The organism is Pseudomonas sp. MHK4 (assembly GCF_054600775.1).
Genome location: NZ_BAAIAK010000010.1, coordinates 144,157 through 165,869, shown reverse-complemented (window position 1 = coordinate 165,869; position 21,713 = coordinate 144,157). Strand labels below are relative to the sequence as shown.

Genomic DNA, 21,713 nt, shown 5'->3' with positions numbered 1-21,713 from the left:
CCTACAAAAAGGCATAAAAAAACGCCCCGCCATCATTGATGGACGGGGCGTTTTTTATGCGGCCAAATCAAGCGAAACTTGGAGTCTCGCTGCTTTCTTCAACCAGTTCCAGGGCAACGTTGTTCTGCGCGTTGATCTTGCGATACAGCGCCGCGTCGGTTTCCAGGACTTTCTCCCGGGCCGGAAAGATTTCGGCCAGTTTGCCAGCCCATTCACCCTTGGCTTTGCCCGGGAAGCATTTTTCGATCAGTTCCAGCATGATCGAAACCGTCACCGAGGCACCTGGCGAGGCGCCGAGCAGGGCGGCAAGGGAGCCGTCCTTGGCCGCGACCAGTTCGGTACCAAATTGCAGGATGCCGCCTTTTTTCGGGTCTTTCTTGATGATCTGCACCCGTTGGCCGGCCACTTCCAGGCGCCAGTCTTCGGCTTTCGCTTCAGGGTAGAAGCGGCGCAGGGAATCCAGGCGCTGCTCCATCGACTGCATCACTTCGCTGACCAGGTACTTGGTCAGGTCCATGTTGTTTTTCGCCACCGCCAGCATCGGGCCGATGTTGCCGGCGCGAACCGACAGCGGCAGGTCCATGAAGGAACCGTGCTTGAGGAACTTGGTGGTGAAACCGGCGTAAGGTCCGAACAGCAGGGATTTCTTGCCGTCAACGACACGGGTGTCCAGGTGCGGCACGGACATCGGTGGCGAGCCTACGGCCGCCTGGCTGTAGACCTTGGCCTGGTGGTGCTTGACCACTTCCGGGTTGTCGCAACGCAGCCATTGGCCACTGATCGGGAAGCCGCCGAAGCCTTTGCTCTCTTCGATGCCCGAAGCCTGCAGCAATGGCAATGCCGCGCCGCCAGCACCGAGGAAGACGAACTTGGCATCGACTTCACGGGTATTGCCGCTGTTGACGTCCTTGATGCTGACGGTCCAGCCGCCGTTGTTGCGCTTGAGGCAGGTTACGCGCTTGCAGTACTTGACCTGGGCATCGGGAGCGCTGGTCAGGTGCTTGAGCAACTGGTTGGTCAGGGCGCCGAAGTTGACGTCGGTGCCGTTGATCACGCGAGTGGCGGCGAGGGTTTCGCCAGGATCGCGCCCCGGCATCATCAGCGGCATCCATTCGGCCATCTTGGCCTTGTCTTCGGTGTATTCCATGTCGGCAAAGGCGTGGTGCTTATGCAGCACGTCGAAGCGTTCCTTGAGGAAGGACACGCCGCTCTCACCCTGCACGAAACTCAGGTGTGGCACCGGGCTGATGAACGATTTGCACGAGCCGAACGTGCCTTTCTTGGTCAGGTACGACCAGAACTGCTTCGACACCTCGAACTGGGTGTTGATGTGCACGGCTTTCTTGATGTCGACGGTGCCATCGGCAGCCTGCGGCGTGTAGTTCAGCTCGCACAGGCCGGCGTGACCGGTACCGGCATTGTTCCAAGGGTTGGAACTCTCCGCGGCACCGGAATCCATCAGCTCGACGACTTCCAGCTTGATCGCGGGGTCGAGCTCTTTGAGCAGTACCGCAAGGGTGGCACTCATGATGCCGGCCCCAACCAGTACTACGTCGACTGCTTCGTTATGCGCCATTTAACGCGTCTCCAAAATCTGCAGCACCAAATTGTCGGCATGGCTGCCAGGCGTTCCGGGGCGAGTCAGTGATGCCCCTCGAGCTCATGGCAGTATCGCCATGTCCGAATCTTCGCAATTTTTCGCAACTTCGACGGACGCTACCGGTCGGGTCTACTGAGAGTCATATGAACTCATTTCAACGGGCGACTGGCAATTCGACTTATGGTCGATACATCCGCTTGTGCAACCAAATCCGTAGCGGACAGGCTTCAGGCTCCGGTATTCGAGGTGTACTCGGTCCTGTGTCGTTGGGCTGTACTGGACGCTAATGGTGCATATTCAGACGCAAAACTATTCATTTGCTCGCCACACTCTTGTGAAGTTGTGAAAACCCGTTTTTTTCACGCTCTTTTGAAGACGTGAACCTCAAAAAAGGGCTGTCCCAGCCTGGCACCGTGCCCGGAACGTCTGCCGCCAGGAAATTCATGGCAGGCAATACGGGCAAACAGCTCAGTGACCGAGCGTAATGACAGCTCTGCAGATTCGCGAAAAGCGGTGGTTGTGCTTGAGGAACAGCAAGCGCGCCAGCTTCACTCGATCTGTGTGGGCGGCTCTCTGTGGGCGGTGCGGGGTGCCAAAACCGAAGCATTGACGATGCTGCGAGGCCCGATCAGGAGACGTCCTTATAATCGGGGGGAGATTGTAGCGAAGAAACGCAGGGAATTGGTCGTGTTTAATGACTTTTATTAGGCGTCTGGTCAGGTCGCCATCAAGTGCTGTGCCCGTGAGCGGGGTTGCTGCTGGCTGACGCGGGCGCTGGCGGGCAGGGGTTGCTGCAGCCAGTTGAGGCGAATTTCTTCGATTTCGACCCAGCCATCGCCCATGGGCTGGAGGCTGCACTGTTTGAATGCCTGGCAAAGACCGTTGCTGTCGAGCAGGGCAAAGCTGCGGTGCCGTGGGCGTGGGGCGAACAGCGAGACAAGAAAGCGCATGGCGAAGTACCTTCTGGGTGACTGCTGTGAAGGATGGCAGCGAGCCGTGACGCGCAAGTGTATGGGCGATGACATATGCGTGACAGGCGGCGGATTCTGAAAGATTTGTCAGAACTTTCTACAATGGTTGCGCTGGTTCGCCGTAGCGGCGCACCGCTATACTGCGGGCCTGTTAGTGCCTGATTCTGGAGAGAAGAGTATGTTGCAACGCCTGTTGTTCGGTTTGATCACTGTGACCAGCTTGACGTTGGTCGGCTGCGCCCACAGCCCGCAACAACTGAATCCGGAACCCAAGCTGACGGCGCAACTGGCGCCGGTCGGCCACGGCCAGCCGGTAGTGGTGCGCGTGGTCGACGGACGTCCGTCGCCAACCCTGGGCACCCGTGGCGGCCTGTACCCGGAAACCAGCGCGATTACCGTTCAGGGCGCGCAGATCCTGCCAAAACTGCAGGCGCAGGCCGAAGCGGCCGTGCGGTTGCTGGGCTTCACCCCGACCACCAATGCGGCGAACGCGCCACAGATCACCGTGACCCTGGCCGAGTTGAAGTACCAGTCGCCTAAAGAAGGCATGTACGTGACCGAGGCAACCATTGGCGCGACCTTCCGCTCCGATGTGCAGAATGCCAACCGTCGCTACAGTGGTCGTTATGGCGCGTCCCTGGACCAGCGTTTTGGCATGGCGCCGAACCAGGAAACCAACACCAAGCTGGTCAGCGACGTGTTGAGCGATGCCTTGACCCGCTTGTTCAAGGACCCGACCGTGGGTCAGGTTCTCGGCGAGTAAGTGTTCGCCAGCTACCGAAAAGCCCGGCGCCAGTGATGGTCCCGGGCTTTTTTCATGGCCATTGGTCATTTGATTCGTTAATTGTCGCAAAGGCAGGGGCAGGCGCGCAGGCTTTCGGTAGAATTCGCCCGCGGTCACAGGTGAGGTGCCTGCCGCTCCAGTTTCGTTTGAGGTTCGTGATGTCACTGCATTTGATGACGCTGTTTACCGCCCATCCCGCCAAATTGATCAATCTGCTGGCCTTGCTGCTGGCCTTTCCGGGCGGGTGGTTGCTGCACGCCACCCGTCGCCGCGAACAGCGCGCGATGGCCAGCCTGCAGTCGCAGCGCCAGACCAGTCCAAGTCAGGAGCCGACGCTGGATTGGGCAACACTGCGCATGAACCGGTTTTTCTACCGCTTCGGGTTTGCCTGCATGGCGCTGGCGTTGCTGGTGTCGTGGATCAGCACAAAGGTCTGAAACCTCTGATCCTGATCAAAAACGGCGCCCGAGGGCGCCGTTGTCGTATCCGCGGTTAAAGCGGCAATCCAGCCTTGACCCGATACTGATTGCGCACCGGGGTCGCATATTGCAGCACCAGGAACGGGCGATGTTCCTCGGGGCAGGCGTCCAGGCGTTGCTGCCATTGTTCCTGGGCCTTGGCCAGTTCGTCGGCCGGGAATAGCTTGGCGGCATTGGGGACCTGCAATTGCGGGTCGGCATCCTGCCATTGGGCGTAGGCCAGGTAGTGCACCGGGAACAGGCGGTAACCGCCGAGGATCTGCTTGTCCATCTCGACCGCCAATTGCTTGGTGTCTTCGAACAGCTCGGTGATGGGCGCCGCAAAGTTCACGTGCACCCGGCCCTTGTAGCCGGTGATGCCCTTGGCGATGCTCACGTCATCCTCGCCCGGAGCCTTGGTATAGGTGCCGGTGGTGGCGCGGATGTAGAGTTCGCGGGCCTTGGCCTGGTCGCATGGATCGTACTCGTAGCTGATCGACACGGGGGTCAGGTTCAGCGAGCGGATGACCTCACCGAACGGCTCGTCCTTGCGGCTCATGTGGAACATCTTGAGGATCGCCGACTCGGTGCGGTCGTCGCCGTCCTTGGCCCGGCCTTCGGCCTGGGCGATCCAGATCGAGGCGCAATCGTTGCGGATCGAATGGTTGATGTACGCCGACAGCAGTTGGTAGGCCGCCATCTTCTCGCGCCGACCGGTGATCGAACGGTGCACGATGAAGCTCTTGTTCAGGCGCATCAGGTCGCTGACAAAAGGCTTCTGCAGCAGGTTGTCGCCGATGGCGATGCGCGGCGTCGGCAGGCCGGCGTGGTACACGGCGTAGTTGACGAAGGCCGGATCCATCACGATGTCACGGTGGTTGGCGATGAACAGATAGGCGCTGCCGGACTTGAACTGCTCCACGCCGGTGTACGTCACTCCGTCCGTGGCGCGCTCGATAGTGTGGTCGACGTAGTACTCGACTTTGTCCTGCAAGGTGGCCACCGACGTGATGCCGGCGAACTCGCGGCGCAGCCGATGAGCTATAAGAGGTTTGAGCGCCCAGCCCAAGGCGCCGGCAAAACGCGGGAAGCGGAAGTGGGTGAGGATATCTAGAAACGCCTTGTCGCCGAGCAGTCGCGCCAGCACCGCTGGGACTTCGCTATCGTCGTAAGGTCGGATGGCATCGAATTCGCCCATCATGCTCTCTTGTTAGAAACGGCTAGGGTAAGTAAAGGTTTTGATCGAAAACCAGCAGGGCACGGTCTGAAAAAGTAGTCAGACAAAAATAGCCCTGCAAATAGACCGGCGATTATACGCACAAGTCACCTGGGAGGCCGCGATGCTGGAAACTGCGCAGTATGAATGCCCATATTGTGGTGAAGAAGTCGAAACGACTGTGGACTTGTCCGGCGGTGATCAAACTTATATCGAGGACTGCCAGGTGTGTTGTCGGCCGATCACGTTCGTGTTGCAGGTTCACGAAGAGGACTGGTTCCTGGAAGTCTTCAGCGAAAACGAGTGAGGCACCCATGCAGCGCATCTACGAACCGGAAAACCTGATGGAAGGCGAGTTGCTGCAAGGCATGCTCGCCAGCGAGGGCGTCGAAGCGCATCTGGTGGGCCGCGACCTGGTGGGTGCCACCGGGGAGTTGCCGATCTTCGGCCTGCTCGGCCTGGCGGTGGATAATGACCAGGCCGAATACGCCCGGGAGCTGATCACCGCGTACAATGCTGCGCTGCCGCTGTCCGGCGATGAACCGGAAAGCTTTCCCGGCACGCTGGTCTGTTAGGCTGGCGTTCGTTTGATCAAGAGTCGTGCTGCCCCATGTGTGGACGTTATGCCCTGTTTCGCTGGAATCGCGACTTCGCGACCCTGCCAGGTTTTCCGGCCGATCAACAGGCCCAGTGGAACATTTCCCCCAACGATTCGGTGCTGATGCTGCGCGCAGGCCAGGACGGCCAGCGTGAACTGGCGCGCGCCCGCTGGGGCCTGACACCGCCGTGGCTGACCGACCTGTCCCGTACCCCGGCCCATGCCCGGGCTGAAACCGTTGCCGAGCAACCGATGTTTCGCGAGGCCCTGCGTCTGCGCCGTTGCCTGCTGCCGGCCAACGGTTTCTACGAATGGCGCGGCACCACGCGCAAGCGGCCGTATTGGCTGACGCCGGGAGAGGGATCGTCGCTGTTTTTCGCCGCCATTTGGGAGGCGTATCCGGTGCAGGAGCAGGTGTGGCTGAGCACGGCGGTAATCACCCAGCCGGCGGCCAGTCAGCGCCGACCGTTGATTCTCGATGAGGCGGGGCAGGCCGCGTGGCTCAATCCCGAGACGCCGCTGCATGCCCTGCAAGCCCTGCTCGCCAGCGAGCCGGCGGCGTTGCGCGAGCGGGTGCTGGCCAACATGGTCAATGATCCGAAGCTCAATGGGCCGGAGTGTTTGACACCCGGTTGAGATGCGGTGCCTGGGCGGACGCCTTCGCTGGCAAGCCAGCTCCTGCTGGGGGGTTATTTTTCCTGCGTTGGTGAGAGCTTTGCCTGAAAAAAGCGTCTTATTTCCTGTGTATCTGGCGTCGATACATTTCCACGCCTAGGATAGGCGGCAGTTTTCATGGAGTTTTTCGATGAGCAAGATTTTCGTTGTAGGTGCACTGGGCGCAGCGCTGCTGCTCGCTGGCTGTCAGTCGGTCAACACCACCAGCGGTGGCGCCGTGGGGGTTGAGCGCAAGCAATACATGTTCAGCATGCTGTCCACTGACGAGGTCAATCAGATGTACGCCCAGTCCTACCAGAAGACGGTGGGCGAGGCGAGCACCAAAGGTGTGCTGGACAAGACCAGCAGCGATGCCAAGCGCATCCAGGTGATTTCCGATCGGCTGATTGCCCAGGCGCCGGTTTTCCGTCCGGATTCGGCCCAATGGAAGTGGGAAGTCAATCTGATCAAGAGCGATGAGCTCAACGCCAACTGCGGTCCTGGTGGCAAGATCATTTTCTACACCGGCCTGATGGACAGCCTGAAGCTGACCGACGACGAAATCGCCGCCATTCTCGGCCACGAAATCGCCCACGCCCTGCGCGAGCACGGTCGTGAGGCCATGTCCAAGGCCTATGGCATCGAGATGGCCAAGCAGGGCGCCGGTGCCTTGTTCGGCCTCGGCTCGGACACCCTGGCGCTGGCCGATACCGTGGCCAACTACGGCATGACCTTACCAAACAGCCGGGCCAATGAAAACGAGGCCGACCTGATTGGCCTGGAGCTGGCCGCCCGCGCCGGCTACAACCCGAACGCCGCGATCACCTTGTGGAACAAGATGGCCAAGGCGTCGGAAGGTTCGCCGCCGGAGTTCATGAGCACTCACCCAGCGTCGTCGAGCCGTATCGCTTCTTTGCAGGCGGCGATTCCGAAAGTCATGCCGCTGTATGAGCAGGCCAAGAAGTCCTGATATTGACTCATCGTCGATAAGGGCCTCATCGCCAACAGGCTGGCTCCCACAGGGAAATGCATTGCAACTGTGGGAGCCAGCCTGCTGGCGATGAACGATAACGCGGTCTACCGACCTAAACCGTCAAACCCACCCGCTGCTCTGCATCGCCTTGTACACCGCGACAATCGCCAGGATGAAAAACGCCGACGCCGCCAGTCGACGGATCAAGGTCAATGGCAGTTTGTCCGCCGCAAAGTTACCCGCCAAAACCACCGGTACGTTGGCAATCAGCATGCCCAGGGTGGTGCCGATGATCACCAGCCACAGTTCCGGGTATTGCGCGGCGAGCATCACGGTCGCGATCTGGGTCTTGTCGCCGATTTCCGCGAGGAAGAACGCGATCAGCGTGGTCAGGAACGGCCCGAACTTGCGGGCGGTACTGGCCTCGTCGTCATCCATCTTGTCCGGTACCAGGGTCCACAGTGCGGTGGCGGCGAAACTCGCCGCGAGGATCCAGTGCAGCATCGTATCCGAGAAGAAACTGCCCACCCAGGCCCCTACCGCACCGGCTGCCGCGTGGTTGGCCAGGGTCGCGGCGATGATGCCGGCGATGATCGGCCAGGGTTTGCGAAAGCGGGCGGCGAGAATGAGCGCGAGCAGTTGCGTCTTGTCGCCGATTTCGGCCAAGGCAACGATTGCGGTGGGTACCAGTAGTGAATCCAGCATCAGGGGTTTTCCTAAGGGGCGGGTCGACACGGCTATGACACGTACAGCCTTCCCGCCCCGGGTAAGGTGTGCGTGTCATAGGTCTTGTCAAACCCTGCGATCCGTCTGATGCGGACGCTGGGGTCGCATGCGCCATGGTCTGTTGACCAAGTATGTTGACGCATGCCGGACGAGCATGGCGCTCGTGGGAGACTACTCCCCTAGGACGGAGCGGATTCTGCCTACGCAAAATCCATTAGGCAAGTGCAAATTTTTACCCGCGTTTGGCGCGGTAGATGCGGAAACCCTGGCCTTCGGCCTTGATGGCGCACACCCCGAGATGCTCTTCGATAAGCGGCTGATACTTCAGGAAGCTGTTGGCTACTAGCCGAAGTTCGCCACCGTTTTTCAGATGTTTGGCTGCTTTTCGCAGCAGGTTTTCCGTAGCGTAGTAATCGGTGTGCACGCCCACATGGAACGGCGGGTTGCTCAGGATTGCGCTCAAACCCATCGGTGCCGCGTCGATGCCGTCACCGGTAATGACATCCGCTTCCAGACCATTGGCCGCCAGGGTCAGGCGGCTGCTGGCAGCGGCAAAGGCATCGACATCCAGCAAGGTCACTTGGTTGTGCGGATAACGACGTTTCACCGCCGCACCCAACACCCCGGCGCCGCAACCGAAGTCCAGCAGGTGACCGCTGGGCAGTTTATCCAGGTGTTCCAGCAACAGCGCACTGCCGCGATCCAGTCGACCGTGGCTGAATACGCCTGGCAGGCTGATGACTTTCAGCGGGCCTTCGGCCAGCGGCAATTCATAGGTCTGGGCCAGGCTCTCCAGGGGTTTGGCCTCTGGCGCGTTGGCCACGGTGACCAGCCACAGCTGGCAATGCCGCGCACTGTCGAGCTTGCGTGGTTTGCCAAACGGGTTCAGTTGCTTGGCGGCGCCTTCGATGCCGCTTTTTTTCTCGCCGACCAGGTATAACTCGCGGCCGGCCAACCGAGAGGCGAGTGCGTTGAGGATGTAATCGGTCAGGTCCTTGGACTTGGGCAGAAACACCACGGCGCTATCGAACGCGCGCTCAGGCGCTTCAACACCAAAATGGCTGCGCTCGGCGAAGCGCGCATCCAGCGCGGCCTGGTCGCCGGCGTGCCAACTCCAGCCGTGGGCGTCGTGCAGGCGCCCGAGCAAGTCGTCGGCGGGTAGACCGGCCAACAACACCGAGCCCTGGAATAATTCAGCCTGACGAAGCAGTACTTCACTGCGCGGATCCATAACTGCTCCTGTAAAAAAAAGTGCCGCAGTTTATCAACTGACGACCCGCAGCGCCTTACCGCTGAAGTATCCCAAGGCGTTTTCAGTCACTTGGCCAACAATTCGTTGCCGCGCTTCGCGACTGCCCCAGGCGTTGTGTGGGGTGACGATCAGGCGTGGAATGTCCTGGGCCAGCAGCGGATTGCCGTTGACCGGCGGCTCCACGCTGAGCACGTCGGTGGCGGCACCGCCCAGGTGACCATTGCGCAAGGCATCGGCCAGCGCCTGCTCGTCGATCAGGCCACCGCGGGCGGTGTTAACCACGAACGCGCCGGGTTTCATCGAGGCCAGTTCACGGGCACCGATGAAGTGACGGGTGTGCTCGTTGAGCGGACAGTGCAGGGTCAGTGCGTCGATTTGCGGCAGCAGTTGCTCCAGTGACAAACGGTCTGGTCGGGCAGGGCGCCCCGGGATCTGGCCGAGCAGCACGCGCATGCCAAACGCCTCGGCCAGGCGCGCGACCGCACCGCCCAGTTCACCGTGACCGAGCAGGCCGAGGGTTTTGCCTTCCAGTTCGACGATCGGGTAATCCAGCAGGCAGAACTGTTTGGCCTGTTGCCAGCGGCCTTCACCGACGGCTTTCTGATAGTCGGCCAGGCGCGTGGCCAGGTTGAGCAGCAGCATGATCGTGTGCTGCGCCACCGATGGCGTGCCGTAACCCTGGCAGTTGCACACGGTGATCCCGTGGGCGCGGGCGGCGGCGAGGTCAACGTTGTTGGTGCCGGTGGCGGTGATCAGGATCAGTTTCAGCTGCGGGCTGGCAGCGATGGCGGCCGCGTTGATCTGGATCTTGTTGGTGATGGCGACGGTGGCGCCCTTGAGGTGCTCGATCACCTGGTCGGGCAGGGTCTGGGCGAACAGCTGCAGTTCGCTGAAACAATCGCGCAGCGGGCCGAGGTCGAGATCGCCCAGGTCCAGGGAGGGGTGGTCGAGGAAAACAGCGCGGTGAATGTTCGTCATCAACTGTACCTTTTGTGCAATGAACTGAAGGCGTAATCTGCCGAGCCTAACAGATGAAATAAATAGTTACGCTTGACCTTGAGGAGCCCCAATGTACTGGACCGAGTTCTTGACCGTTGCGCTGATTCACCTGCTGGCCGTGGCCAGCCCCGGCCCGGACTTTGCCGTGGTGGTACGGGAAAGCGTGACCCATGGCCGGCGCGCCGGCACCTGGACAGCGCTTGGCGTCGGTACGGCGATTTTCCTCCACGTTGGCTATTCGTTGCTGGGCATCGGCCTGATCGTGTCCCAGTCGATCGTCCTGTTCAACGCATTGAAATGGGCCGCCGCCGCTTACCTGCTGTACATCGGCTTCAAGGCGCTGCGGGCGCAACCAGCCAAGGCCGTGACCGACGATCTGCACAAGGAAGCCGGCGAGCGCACCGCCCGTGGCGCTTTCACTTCGGGGTTCGTGACCAATGGCCTGAACCCGAAAGCCACGCTGTTTTTCCTGTCGCTGTTCACCGTGGTGATCAATCCGCAGACACCGCTGGCCGTACAGGCCGGTTACGGGGTGTACCTGGCGGTGGCAACGGCGATCTGGTTCTGCCTGGTGGCCATGCTGTTCAGCCAGCAGCGCGTGCGCGCCGGTTTCGCCCGCATGGGTCATTGGTTCGACCGGACCATGGGCGCGGTGCTGATCGCCATTGGCGTGAAACTCGCGTTTACCGAAATGCACTGAGTGTAACGGTGCACGATTACCCACGAATGCTGGCGCAACGCTAGCATTCGTGCGTCTCTGCAAATCATCCCTTTGGCTGATTTGGCTGGCGATCAGGGGCACTACAGTGCTTACTCTATAGCCACGACCGAGTAGTCAGAAAAGGGATTCTTATGTTGCAGACTCGCGTTATCCCCCCAGCCGAAGGCGCTTACCAGTTTCCGCTGCTGATCAAACGGCTGCTGATGTCCGGCGCGCGTTATGAGAAAACCCGTGAGATCGTTTACCGCGACCAGTTGCGCTATAGCTATCCGACCCTGATCGAACGGGTCGCACGGCTGGCCAATGTGCTGACGGATGCCGGGGTCAAGCCCGGGGATACCGTGGCGGTGATGGATTGGGACAGCCACCGATACCTGGAATGCATGTTTGCCATCCCGATGATCGGCGCGGTGATCCACACCATCAACGTGCGCCTGTCGCCGGAACAGATCCTCTACACCATGAATCACGCCGTGGACCGCTTTGTCCTGGTCAACAGCGAATTCGTCGGCCTGTACAACGCGATCGCCGGGAACCTGGTCACGGTCGAGAAAACCCTGCTCCTGACCGATCTGCCGGAAAAGACCGCCGACCTGCCAAACCTCATCGGTGAATACGAGCAATTGCTGGCCGCGGCAAGCCCGCAGTGCGAGTTCCAGGACTTCGACGAGAACTCGGTGGCGACCACCTTCTACACCACGGGCACCACCGGCAACCCCAAGGGCGTGTACTTCACCCATCGGCAGCTGGTGCTGCACACCATGGGTGTCTCGACGATCATGGGGTCAATCGACAGCGTGCGCCTGTTGGGCACCAGTGACGTGTACATGCCCATCACGCCGATGTTCCACGTGCATGCCTGGGGCCTGCCCTATGTGGCGACCATGCTCGGGCTCAAGCAGGTGTACCCGGGGCGCTACGATCCGGAGTACCTGGTGGAGTTGTGGCGCAAGGAAAAGGTTTCCTTCTCGCACTGCGTGCCGACCATCCTGCAAATGGTCCTCAACGCCAAGGCGGCCCAAAACATCGACTTCGGTGGCTGGAAAATCGTCATCGGCGGCAGCGCGCTCAACCGTGCGCTGTACGAAGCCGCGAAAGCCAAGGGCATCCAGTTGACCGCCGCCTACGGCATGTCGGAGACCGGGCCGCTGGTGTCCTGCGCGCACCTCAATGACGAACTGATGGCCGGTTCCGAGGACGAGCGCACTACCTACCGGATCAAGGCCGGTGTGCCAGGGCCGTTGGTGGAAGCGGCGATCGTCGACACCGAAGGCAACTTCCTGCCTGCCGATGGCGAAACCCAGGGCGAGCTGGTGTTGCGCGCGCCGTGGCTGACCGAGGGCTATTTCAACGAGCCGCAGAAGGGCGCCGAACTCTGGGCCGGCGGCTGGCTGCACACCGGGGATGTGGCGACCCTGGACAGCATGGGGGTGATCGACATTCGCGACCGGATCAAGGACGTGATCAAGACCGGCGGCGAATGGATCTCCTCCCTGGACCTCGAAGACCTGATCAGTCGCCACGCGGCGGTACGCGAAGTAGCAGTGGTGGGAATTGCCGATCCGCAGTGGGGCGAGCGGCCGTTTGCCTTGCTGGTCCTGCGCGAGGGCCATGCCATTGGCGCCCGCGAACTCAAGGAACACCTCAAGCCATTCGTGGAATTGGGTCACCTGAGCAAGTGGGCGATTCCGAGTCAGATCGCCCTTGTTACTGAAATTCCCAAGACCAGTGTCGGTAAGCTCGACAAGAAGCGAATTCGCGTCGACATCACCGAATGGCAGGCCAACAACAGTACTTTCCTCTCGACGCTTTAAGCGTCCCTCGGCGTGCCCGAAAGGGCACGCCAGCCCCACCAAGCAAGCGCTTGGCTTGTCAAATCCGTATTTTCAGCCATTCTTGCCGTGCCGACACCTGTCGGCTTGGCAAAGGACTGCTCCAGAGTGGTCGGCAGGCGCAAATCACACTTTAGAGGGATCAAGCACTACTACCTGCTGGCTATAGTCCGCTCAAGGATTTTTAAGAACGGAGCAAACGCACAAACCGGGGCGATGCAACTTTGGAATGACTTTGGGAAGCCATGGCTCCCTGTTATCCAAGCGTTTTTAGAAGTGCTATTTGCCATAACAATAAAATGCACATGGAGTAGCGTCGATGACATCAGTAAACCAGTTCTGGCGCCGGGCTAAACTGCCTCTGGCCGTCAGCCTTGCCTCTACGCTCGCCGGGCCTGCATTCGGCGTCAGTTTCAACATCGGTGAAATCGAAGGTCAGTTCGACTCTTCCCTGTCGATCGGTGCGAGTTGGTCTACTGAAAGCGCCAACAAAAACCTCATCGGCGTCAACAACGGCGGTCGCGGCCTGTCCCAGACTTCCGATGACGGTCACCTGAACTTCAAAAGCGGTGAAACCTTCTCGAAGATCTTCAAGGGTATCCATGACCTTGAGTTGAAGTATGGCGACACCGGCGTTTTCGTCCGTGGCAAATACTGGTACGACTTTGAGCTCAAGGACGAGAGCCGTCCGTTCAAGGACATCAGCGACGACAATCGCAAGGAAGGCGCCAAGTCCGCTGGCGGCCAGATCCTCGACGCCTTCGTCTATCACAACTACGCCATTGCCGATCAGCCAGGTTCGGTACGTCTGGGCAAGCAAGTGGTGAGCTGGGGTGAAAGTACCTTCATCGGCGGCGGCATCAACTCGATCAACCCGATCGACGTGTCCGCATTCCGTCGTCCCGGCGCCGAGATCAAGGAAGGCCTGATTCCGGTCAACATGTTCTATGTGTCCCAGAGCCTGACCGAGAACCTCTCCACCGAAGCCTTCTACCAGATCGAATGGGACCAGACGGTCGTCGACAACTGTGGCACTTTCTTTTCCCAGCCGGACATCGTAGCCGACGGTTGCGATAATAACCTGCGCGTGCTGAACAAGCGTTCGACCATTCCGGCCGCTGCTTTGCCTACGCTGACCCGACTAGGCGTCGACGTGGACAACGAAGGTGTTCTGGTACGCCGTGGCCCGGATCGCGATGCGCGTGACAGCGGCCAATGGGGCGCTTCCCTCAAGTACATGTTTGACCCGCTGGACACCGAGTTCGGTGCCTACTTCATGAACTACCACAGTCGTGCGCCGATCTTCAGCGCCACCGGTGCGCCAGCGTCGACCTTTGCCGGCGTTGCAGCCTTGCCGGCGCAGTTGCGTGCTCTGGCGCCACTGATTGTCGCGGGTAACTCAAGCTACTTCATTGAGTATCCGGAAGACATCCGTCTGTATGGCCTGAGCTTCTCCACTACCCTGCCTACCGGTACGGCGTGGAGCGGTGAAGTCAGCTATCGTCCGAACGCACCGGTGCAGCTCAACTCCACCGACATTCTGTTCGCCGGTGTACGTCCATTGGGCGGGGCGCTGACCAACGCTTCTCTGCTTTCCGCCCCACCGGGCTCTGACCTGCACGGTTATCGCCGCAAGGAAATCACCCAGTTCCAGACCACCCTGACGCACTTCTTCGATCAGGTCATGGGCGCCAGCCGTTTGACCCTGGTGGGTGAAGTCGGCGTAACCCACGTTGGCGGCCTGGAAAGCACCTCCGACGTTCGTTATGGTCGCGATCCGGTCTACGGTCCTGGTGAACTGCCGGCTACCGGCGGCCAGAATACCTGCCAGGCACTTAACGCCAGCACCATCGCCGGTGCCGGCCCTGGTACGCCGACCAACAACCTCAATCGCAATTGCAACGACGAAGGCTTCACTACGGCAACTTCATGGGGGTATCGCGGTCGCGCTATCTGGGAATACAACGACGTATTCGCCGGTGTGAACCTCAAGCCGAACGTGGCCTGGTCCCACGACGTGGAAGGTTACTCCCCTGGCCCTGGCGGCAACTTCGAGGAAGGTCGCAAAGCGGTCAGCCTGGGCGTCGATGCCGAGTACCAGAACACCTACACCGCAAGCCTGGCGTACACCAACTTCTTCGACGGCAAGTACACCACCGTGGATGACCGCGACTTCGTTGCGCTCAGCTTCGGCGTGAACTTCTAAGCACTGTATTTTCAGGACGAACACACATATGAAAATAACAAAGAGTCTGTTCCACGCCGGTGTACTTGGGCTTTCGCTGCTGGCGACCAGCGTCATGGCGGCGGTCCCCGCTGCCGAAGCGGACAAGCTGGGCAAGAGCCTTACGCCGATGGGCGCCGAAATGGCGGGCAATGCCGACGGTTCGATCCCGGCCTGGAAACCCATGCCGAAGAACGCCGGCAGCGTCGACAGCAAGGGTTTCCTGTCCAATCCGTACGCCAGCGAAAAACCGCTGTTCACCATCACGGCGCAGAACGTCGACCAGTACAAGGACAAGCTCGCCCCGGGTCAGTACGCGATGTTCAAGCGCTACCCGGAAACCTTCAAGATGCCGGTCTACCCGTCCCATCGCGGCGCTACCGTGCCGGATGACGTGTTCGCCGCCATCAAGCGCAACGCCACCAACACCAACCTGGTGTCCGGCGGCAACGGTCTGGAAAACTTCGAAACGGCCGTGCCGTTCCCGATTCCGAAAAGCGGCGTCGAAGTGATCTGGAACCACATCACCCGCTATCGCGGCGGCAGCGTGACCCGTCTGGTGACCCAGGCCACGCCACAGCCGAATGGCTCGTTCAGCCTGGTGTACTTCCAGGACCAGTTCGTGTTCCGCGACAAGATGAAGGACTACGACCCGAAAAACCCGGGCAACATCCTGTTCTACTTCAAGCAGAAAGTGACCGCGCCGGCGCGTCTGGCCGGTGGTGTGCTGCTGGTCCACGAAACCCTCGACCAGGTCAAGGAACCGCGTTCGGCGTGGGTCTACAACGCCGGTCAGCGTCGTGTGCGTCGTGCGCCGCAAGTGTCCTATGACGGCCCGGGTACCGCTGCCGATGGCCTGCGTACCTCCGACAACCTGGACATGTACAACGGTGCACCGGATCGTTACGACTGGAAGCTCGAAGGCAAAAAAGAGATGTACATCGCTTCCGATGCCTACAAGCTCGACGATCCAAGCCTCAAGTACACCGACATCATCAAGGCCGGCCACATCAACCAGGACCTGGCTCGCTACGAGCTGCGCCGGGTCTGGCATGTGGTTGCAACCTTGAAGGAAGGTCAGCGTCACATCTACGCCAAGCGTGACTTCTACATCGACGAAGACACCTGGCAGGCCGCAGTGATCGACCATTACGACGGTCGCAACCAACTGTGGCGCGTGGCCGAGGCGCATGCCGAGAACTACTACGACAAGCAAGTGCCGTGGTACGCCCTGGAAGCCCTGTACGACCTGCAATCGGGCCGTTACCTGGCACTGGGCATGAAGAACGAAGAGAAGTCGGCGTATGACTTCGGCTTCACCGCCACCACCAGCGACTTCACCCCGGCGGCATTGCGCCAGGATGGTGTTCGCTAACGTGCACTGACCTGAGGCCGCATCCTCTGGAAAAACGCCCCGACTGGTTCGGGGCGTTTTTTTTCTGTAGGAGCTAGCTTGCTCAGGGCGGCGTTCCGACGATGGTCGTCAACGATAACGCGTGAAACCAGTCACCCCGCGGCGCTTTCAAGTTTTTCGCGAGCAAGCTCGCTCCTACAGTGTGTAGACTTTTTGTAGCCATTTGTAGCAATAACCTTCATTCCCTTCTCGTTTACCGCTAGTCTGCGGACATCTGCAACGCCGCCACCCGCAATTCAAACAAGAGCCGGCCATGACTGATCTGTCCCCACCACCCGGTCCTGCAAGCGTCGCTGTCGCCGCACTGGACGGGCGCTTTTTCCGACCGCCATTGCCCGACGGCCATGTGCAGCGCCCACGCCTGTGCGAGCGCTTGAGCGCAGGTCTGGGTGGCAGGTTGTTGCTGGTCAGCGCACCGGCCGGGTTTGGCAAGAGTTCGTTGGCGGTGGAGTTCTGCCAGGCGCTGCCGGCTCACTGGCAAAGCCTCTGGCTGGGGTTGAGTTCGCGAGACAGCGACCCGGGCCGATTCCTCGAGCGCTTGCTCGAAGGCCTTCAGGACTTCTTTCCACAATTGGGCAGGCAGTCCCTTGGGTTGTTGAAGATGCGCCAGCGGCATCAACCGTTCGCCTTTGAAGAATGGTTGGACGGCCTGCTCGACGAGCTGGTCGTGCACCTGTCGACGGCGACCCCGCTCCTGCTGGTGCTCGATGACTATCACCTGGCCCAGGGGCCGGTACTCGATCGCTGCCTGCAGTTCTTCCTCAATCACCTTCCCGATGGCTTGCTGGTGATGGTCACCAGCCGCCAGCGTCCCGACTGGCACCTGGCGCGATTGCGCCTGTCGCGCCAGCTACTGGAACTGCATGAGCAGGACCTGCGCCTGACCCACGATGAAGCCTTGAGCCTGCTCGATCGGCACAGCAGTTCCTTGCGTGGCGAGGCGCTGGAAAACCTGATCCAGCGCAGCGAGGGCTGGGTGGCCGGGTTACGCTTCTGGTTGCTGGCTGCCTCCGAGGCCGGCACCCAGGGCGCATTGCCCCAGGCGCTGCATGGCGGGGAAGGGCTGATCCGCGATTACCTGCTCGAAGAGGTGATTGATTGCCTGCCCGCCGAGGTACAAGCCTTCCTCTACGACACCGCCCCCCAGGAGCGCTTTTGTAGCGAGCTCTGCGATGCCGTTCGCGATGCCCATGACAGCGCGGCCATCCTCAGCTTCCTGGCGGCCCACCAGGTGTTCCTGGTGCCGCTGGACGAGCACGGCCACTGGTATCGTTATCACCATCTGTTTTCCGATCTGCTGCGCACCCGACCTGGCGCGCAATCGATGGTTCCAGCCGCCAGCCTGCACCTGCGCGCCTGTCGCTGGTTCAATTCCCAGGGCCTGCTCGATGAGGCAGTAGAGCAGGCGTTGCGGGCCGGGCACCTGGACGTTGCGGCCAACCTGGTGCAAAACCTTTCCGAAGAGCAACTGCTGGCCGAACAGAACGTCGGCATGTTGCTGCGCTGGAAAATGGACTTGCCCGACAGCCTGCTGATCAGCACGCCGCGCTTGATTGTGCTCTATAGCTGGGCGTTGGGGCTGGCCTGCCAGCTGGACGCCGCCGAGGAACTGGCCAGCCACCTGAGCCGCTTCCTGCCGGCGCCGTCGGCCACCGCGCAAAAGTCGATGCTGGCCCAATGGCTGGCCCTGAGCGGGATCATCGCGCGCGGGCGCGGTAACCGCGAACTGACGATACGTTATTGCACCGAAGCGCTGCAGAGCCTTCCGTGCAAGCGTTATGGCCAGCGATTGTTGTGCCTCTCGACCCTGTCCAACCTGGCCATTGCCGATGGCGATATGTGGCGTGCGAGGAATTTGAACCGCGACTCCCTGGAGCTGGCGCAACGGGTGGGCAACCCGCTGTTCGAGGCGTTGGCCCACTACGACCGCGCCCGAGTATTGCAGGCACGGGGCGAAGTGCTGCGATCGCTGGATGAAGTCCGGCAAGGGCTGCAACGCCTGCATGGGCTGTCTGCACAGCGGCTCTTTGCCGTACGCGCCCGATTGACGTTGTACGAGGGTTTTCTGTTGGCCGTGCGCCTGCAACCACAAGCCGCGCGGTTGCGCTTGCAAGCCGGTTTGAGCGAGGCCCGCGCCTGTCGCGACATCAGCGTGCTGATCGGCCATTGCGTGATCGCCCGGCTTGAAGGCAGCAGCGGTGAGTTCGCCAAGGCCTTTGCCGAACTTGCCGAAGCCGAACGGTTGATGCACATCTGGGACGTGCCGCCGATCTACTACCTGGCAATGATCACCCTGGTCAAATGCGAACTGTGGCTGGCCCAGGGGCGGACCGACCTGGCGCAAGCCTGGTTGACTCGATTGGGCCAGACCTACAACGGCGAGCAGCCGGCCGCTCCACCGGAATTCCATCCGCAACTGCCGCTGCATATCGAATTGCAGCAAGCCTTGCTGGAGGTCATCCAGAACCAGCCGATGCTGGCCGAAGGGCGTTTGAATACGCTGCTGGAAAATGGCCAGCAAACCGGTCGGCAGATGCTCAGTGCCATGGCGCTGACACAAAAGGTTTCGCTGTTGCTGGGCTGCGGACGCGAACCCGAGGCCCGCAAGGCGCTGATCCAGGCCCTGGACGCCGCAGCCGGGGGCGTGTTGCAACCCTTTGAAGGGCTATTGGCCGAGCACCCGGATTGGCTGCGAACACAGCTTCAACTCTGCACGCCGTCGCCCGTTTCCCAGGACCTTGCCGGAAAACTTCCCACCGTGGCCTCTCGCCCGGCACCGGAACCTACTCCAGCCTCGGAACAACTCAGCACCCGGGAGATGGCCGTCCTTCGTCTGATTGCCCAAGGCTGCTCGAATCAGGAAATCAGCGACCAGCTGTTCATTTCCCTGCACACGGTGAAAACCCACGCCAGCCATATCAACAGCAAGCTGGGGGTTGAGCGGCGTACACAGGCAGTGGCGCGGGCGAAGGAGTTGGGGGTGTTGGTGTAGCGTTGGGCGGGTTTTCTTGCTGGCGTCCTAGGCCGTGGTCGCGTCGCCAGTGCAAATCGCACGTTCGTCGTTATGAAGTATGGTCAAGGGTTCGTCCATGGCGTGGCCAGTGACAGCGTGATGAGATAGCGCTCCTCTGTGGGTCGGTTCTGGTCCTTGAATCGATTCACTATCAACATCACTTGATACCGGTTGCACGCGTGCCAATAAGTTTTGCCGCCTTTGTTCACGTCCCGTAATTGGGCTCGCCACTCAGGAGTGTCGGCGAATGAAGGGAAGTAATCGACCTTGATAGGGGTCCATCCAGCGTTGCGCCATTGCTCTTGCAGATCCAGCACGACCTTGAGGGTGTCGTCGAGTAGTAGCGGCTCGATTTGTGGAGACATGCGGACACCGTCGACCCGTTCATCGCGTCCAAAACCCACCGTGAAAAAACGGGCCAGCGGGGTCACAAAGCCAAACTCAGGATCTGCGAAGCGCAGACGGGCATCAGACTTGGGAACATTGAACCAGGAGTGCCCTGGTATGACTGGATCGATTCTTGCGCTGGAGCGCTGGCGCATAGCCTCGTAAGGCTCGCCAATCAACAGGGCGATTTCCGGCTCATCCGAGAGTACTTGAATCGCGGCTGACGTCAGGAGGGCTGCGATCGCCAGTGCCAACACACCGCGTCGCCAGCCCATGCGTTGCATCAGGTTCACCGTACGCCTCCACCCCAGGCGATATCCCGAATCGATTGCTCAATCTGGTCGCGTTGGTCGCTGTGCAGCAAATCGTCAAACTGCGCCGCGGCTTTGAGCACAAAGGCCATGCGCCGTTCGATGTCAGCCAGGTTGGCAAAGGGATTGCTGCCAAAACCAATGGTGCGTCCGTCCACGATGGGACGGCACTGGCTGGCCAGCGTCAGCTCGATGGCTTGGGCGGCACCGGAGGGGATGTTAGTGACATAGGAGGCATGGTTACCGCGCAATAACCATTTCAGACCGCTGTCGTTGTACATCGCTGGTTGCAGAATATTCCGCTGTTCGTGTTTGGCCAGATGCTCAACACTTTCCGCGATGTTACCCGCCTCAATCGCCTCGAAGGCCAGGAGGATTTCCTTGTGGTCAGTCCCGAACTTCAGCGTTTCCTGCCCGACCGGCCACAACACCGGATGTTGGCCGTTCCCATAAATGTTGCTACGTGATTCCAGACATTCCTTCAGCGCCTCCAACCCCCGTTCCTTGTAGAACACATGCAGCGGATACACATCCAGGAACAGCGTGGTATTTCCCATGGCCAGCATCTCGTACACAAACCGGTACATTCGTTGCGAGTACGACAAGGGAAGGTCGGCACCCCAATGGGTGAAGCCCCACACCGGGTTGTCCCGGTTGGCCTCTTCGTACTCGAGCTGGCGCTGCTCAAACGCCCGAATGGTCGCACGCTTTTCCCGCTCACTGGGGCTGAGCAAGCCTCTCAGTCCTTGTCTGGCACTGTCCCTCAATTGCTGTATCGCCTCTTCTTCCGCCTGAATCTTCTCGACCGAATCCGCCGCGTGCAGCAATCCACATCCCACCTGTTTCGAAGCGAAGGCCGCCAGCCCGGCCCACTGAAAGCGCGGGTCGTGGCGCCATAGCTGGGCGTAGGCAGCATTGATCGCCTTATTACGCGCCTTCGGGTCGGCAATCAGCTTGCCGCCCGGTGCCACGACGTTTTCGACCCGCTGCTGGTAGCCACGCCAGAGGTTTTCACAGACCGTTCCTGGCCGTTCGCTTAGCGTCGGCGTCGGCGTCGGCGTGGGCGCCCGCGCGGAAGTGAAACCGGATTGTCGCGGCGCGACCGGGTTGTTGGGGGCAACGGGCGCGGCTTCCTGCTGCGGGGCACTCCTCACGGCCTGCGGTGCGGCACCCTGACTGGACTCATAGGTGGCGGTGGTAAACGAGGGGTAGAGCCCGGCCTTGCAGGGACAGCTGCTGCGGCTGTCCAGCGAGCCAGCGAACAGCCCGCCATGACTGTTCATGTACGAGATGCCACCGACGATTTCATAGGTTTCGTCGTTCTTGCCACAGGAAACCGGATCCCCCTCGCGAGCATGGGCGAAGCCAAACATCATGATGCGGGTATCGGTGTCCAGCACCTCACCACCGCAACTGGTCTTGTCGCCCTTGCGAATGAAATATCCCTTGGCCATTGCTTCAACTCCTTGTCCGTTGACGAGCAAGTTGTGCCTGCCTCCTAAGAAATGGAGGCATGGCAAAGTGCAGCGCAAGGGTTCTATACGAGGCTGTCAGGCGTAAATCAGACGTTTCCTTGTTTG

General features: G+C 60.5%; 19 protein-coding genes and 1 riboswitch. Of the genes, 11 read left to right on the top strand and 8 right to left on the bottom strand.

The window, feature by feature from the left end:
* Positions 1-67 precede the first annotated feature (67 nt).
* Together mqo and ACYP2Q_RS23340 are read right to left on the bottom strand one after the other, a co-directional pair.
* Positions 68-1,576 carry a malate dehydrogenase (quinone) gene (mqo, locus tag ACYP2Q_RS23345; protein ID WP_459732655.1) on the bottom strand — a complete coding sequence of 503 codons (1,509 nt, stop codon included), beginning with the start codon at positions 1,574-1,576 and terminating at the stop codon, positions 68-70.
* A 740-nt stretch (positions 1,577-2,316) separates the two neighbouring features.
* Positions 2,317-2,550 (bottom strand): hypothetical protein, encoded by a 234-nt coding sequence (locus tag ACYP2Q_RS23340; RefSeq protein WP_459732654.1) that lies wholly within the window; start codon positions 2,548-2,550, stop codon positions 2,317-2,319.
* A gap of 199 nt (positions 2,551-2,749) precedes the next feature.
* Here ACYP2Q_RS23340 and ACYP2Q_RS23335 point away from each other — a divergent pair, with 199 nt between their 5' ends.
* A complete protein-coding gene (locus tag ACYP2Q_RS23335) occupies positions 2,750-3,334 on the top strand; it encodes a YajG family lipoprotein (RefSeq protein ID WP_095152868.1) in 585 nt (194 codons plus the stop codon).
* Positions 3,335-3,513: 179 nt separating this feature from the next.
* Positions 3,514-3,792 (top strand): hypothetical protein, encoded by a 279-nt coding sequence (locus ACYP2Q_RS23330; RefSeq protein WP_459732653.1) that lies wholly within the window; start codon positions 3,514-3,516, stop codon positions 3,790-3,792.
* A gap of 55 nt (positions 3,793-3,847) precedes the next feature.
* Here the strand turns inward: ACYP2Q_RS23330 and ACYP2Q_RS23325 are convergent, their stop codons facing one another.
* Positions 3,848-5,014: a 1-acyl-sn-glycerol-3-phosphate acyltransferase gene (locus tag ACYP2Q_RS23325; RefSeq protein ID WP_459732652.1), complete on the bottom strand. Its 1,167-nt coding sequence runs from the start codon at positions 5,012-5,014 to the stop codon at positions 3,848-3,850.
* Positions 5,015-5,153: 139 nt separating this feature from the next.
* Between ACYP2Q_RS23325 and ACYP2Q_RS23320 the strand changes: the two genes are divergently transcribed.
* From ACYP2Q_RS23320 to ACYP2Q_RS23305, 4 genes are all read left to right on the top strand, one after another.
* Complete coding sequence (locus ACYP2Q_RS23320) at positions 5,154-5,336, top strand: CPXCG motif-containing cysteine-rich protein (protein WP_034149563.1); 183 nt, start codon at positions 5,154-5,156, stop codon at positions 5,334-5,336.
* A 7-nt stretch (positions 5,337-5,343) separates the two neighbouring features.
* Positions 5,344-5,604 (top strand): putative signal transducing protein, encoded by a 261-nt coding sequence (locus ACYP2Q_RS23315; protein ID WP_095059971.1) that lies wholly within the window; start codon positions 5,344-5,346, stop codon positions 5,602-5,604.
* A 35-nt stretch (positions 5,605-5,639) separates the two neighbouring features.
* A complete protein-coding gene (locus ACYP2Q_RS23310; protein WP_459732651.1) occupies positions 5,640-6,263 on the top strand; it encodes an SOS response-associated peptidase in 624 nt (207 codons plus the stop codon).
* A 169-nt stretch (positions 6,264-6,432) separates the two neighbouring features.
* Entirely contained in the window at positions 6,433-7,251 is an 819-nt protein-coding gene (locus ACYP2Q_RS23305) for a M48 family metallopeptidase (protein ID WP_459732650.1), read from the top strand.
* A gap of 123 nt (positions 7,252-7,374) precedes the next feature.
* Here ACYP2Q_RS23305 and ACYP2Q_RS23300 read toward each other — a convergent pair whose 3' ends face one another.
* The 3 genes from ACYP2Q_RS23300 to ACYP2Q_RS23290 all read right to left on the bottom strand — a co-directional run bounded on the left by ACYP2Q_RS23300 (position 7,375) and on the right by ACYP2Q_RS23290 (position 10,210).
* Positions 7,375-7,959 (bottom strand): TMEM165/GDT1 family protein, encoded by a 585-nt coding sequence (locus ACYP2Q_RS23300; RefSeq protein ID WP_046818984.1) that lies wholly within the window; start codon positions 7,957-7,959, stop codon positions 7,375-7,377.
* Between the two features lie 89 nt (positions 7,960-8,048).
* Positions 8,049-8,173: riboswitch (yybP-ykoY riboswitch) on the bottom strand.
* A 39-nt stretch (positions 8,174-8,212) separates the two neighbouring features.
* Entirely contained in the window at positions 8,213-9,211 is a 999-nt protein-coding gene (locus tag ACYP2Q_RS23295) for a methyltransferase (protein ID WP_459732649.1), read from the bottom strand.
* A 33-nt stretch (positions 9,212-9,244) separates the two neighbouring features.
* A complete protein-coding gene (locus ACYP2Q_RS23290; protein ID WP_459732648.1) occupies positions 9,245-10,210 on the bottom strand; it encodes a 2-hydroxyacid dehydrogenase in 966 nt (321 codons plus the stop codon).
* Positions 10,211-10,301: 91 nt separating this feature from the next.
* On the opposite strand from ACYP2Q_RS23290, the gene ACYP2Q_RS23285 reads away from it, so the two are divergent.
* From ACYP2Q_RS23285 to ACYP2Q_RS23265, 5 genes are all read left to right on the top strand, one after another.
* Positions 10,302-10,931 carry a LysE family translocator gene (locus tag ACYP2Q_RS23285; protein ID WP_459732647.1) on the top strand — a complete coding sequence of 210 codons (630 nt, stop codon included), beginning with the start codon at positions 10,302-10,304 and terminating at the stop codon, positions 10,929-10,931.
* 152 nt (positions 10,932-11,083) lie between these two features.
* Complete coding sequence (locus tag ACYP2Q_RS23280; RefSeq protein ID WP_459732646.1) at positions 11,084-12,766, top strand: fatty acid--CoA ligase; 1,683 nt, start codon at positions 11,084-11,086, stop codon at positions 12,764-12,766.
* A 337-nt stretch (positions 12,767-13,103) separates the two neighbouring features.
* Entirely contained in the window at positions 13,104-14,990 is a 1,887-nt protein-coding gene (locus tag ACYP2Q_RS23275; protein ID WP_459732645.1) for a DUF1302 domain-containing protein, read from the top strand.
* A 28-nt stretch (positions 14,991-15,018) separates the two neighbouring features.
* A complete protein-coding gene (locus tag ACYP2Q_RS23270; protein WP_459732644.1) occupies positions 15,019-16,383 on the top strand; it encodes a DUF1329 domain-containing protein in 1,365 nt (454 codons plus the stop codon).
* Positions 16,384-16,675: 292 nt separating this feature from the next.
* Positions 16,676-19,414: a LuxR C-terminal-related transcriptional regulator gene (locus ACYP2Q_RS23265; RefSeq protein WP_459732643.1), complete on the top strand. Its 2,739-nt coding sequence runs from the start codon at positions 16,676-16,678 to the stop codon at positions 19,412-19,414.
* Positions 19,415-19,497: 83 nt separating this feature from the next.
* On the opposite strand, the gene ACYP2Q_RS23260 is transcribed toward ACYP2Q_RS23265, so the two are convergent.
* Complete coding sequence (locus ACYP2Q_RS23260; protein WP_459732642.1) at positions 19,498-20,115, bottom strand: hypothetical protein; 618 nt, start codon at positions 20,113-20,115, stop codon at positions 19,498-19,500.
* Entirely contained in the window at positions 20,112-21,587 is a 1,476-nt protein-coding gene (locus ACYP2Q_RS23255; protein ID WP_459732641.1) for a PAAR domain-containing protein, read from the bottom strand. The genes ACYP2Q_RS23260 and ACYP2Q_RS23255 overlap by 4 nt, the downstream gene beginning before the upstream one ends.
* Positions 21,588-21,713 lie beyond the last annotated feature (126 nt).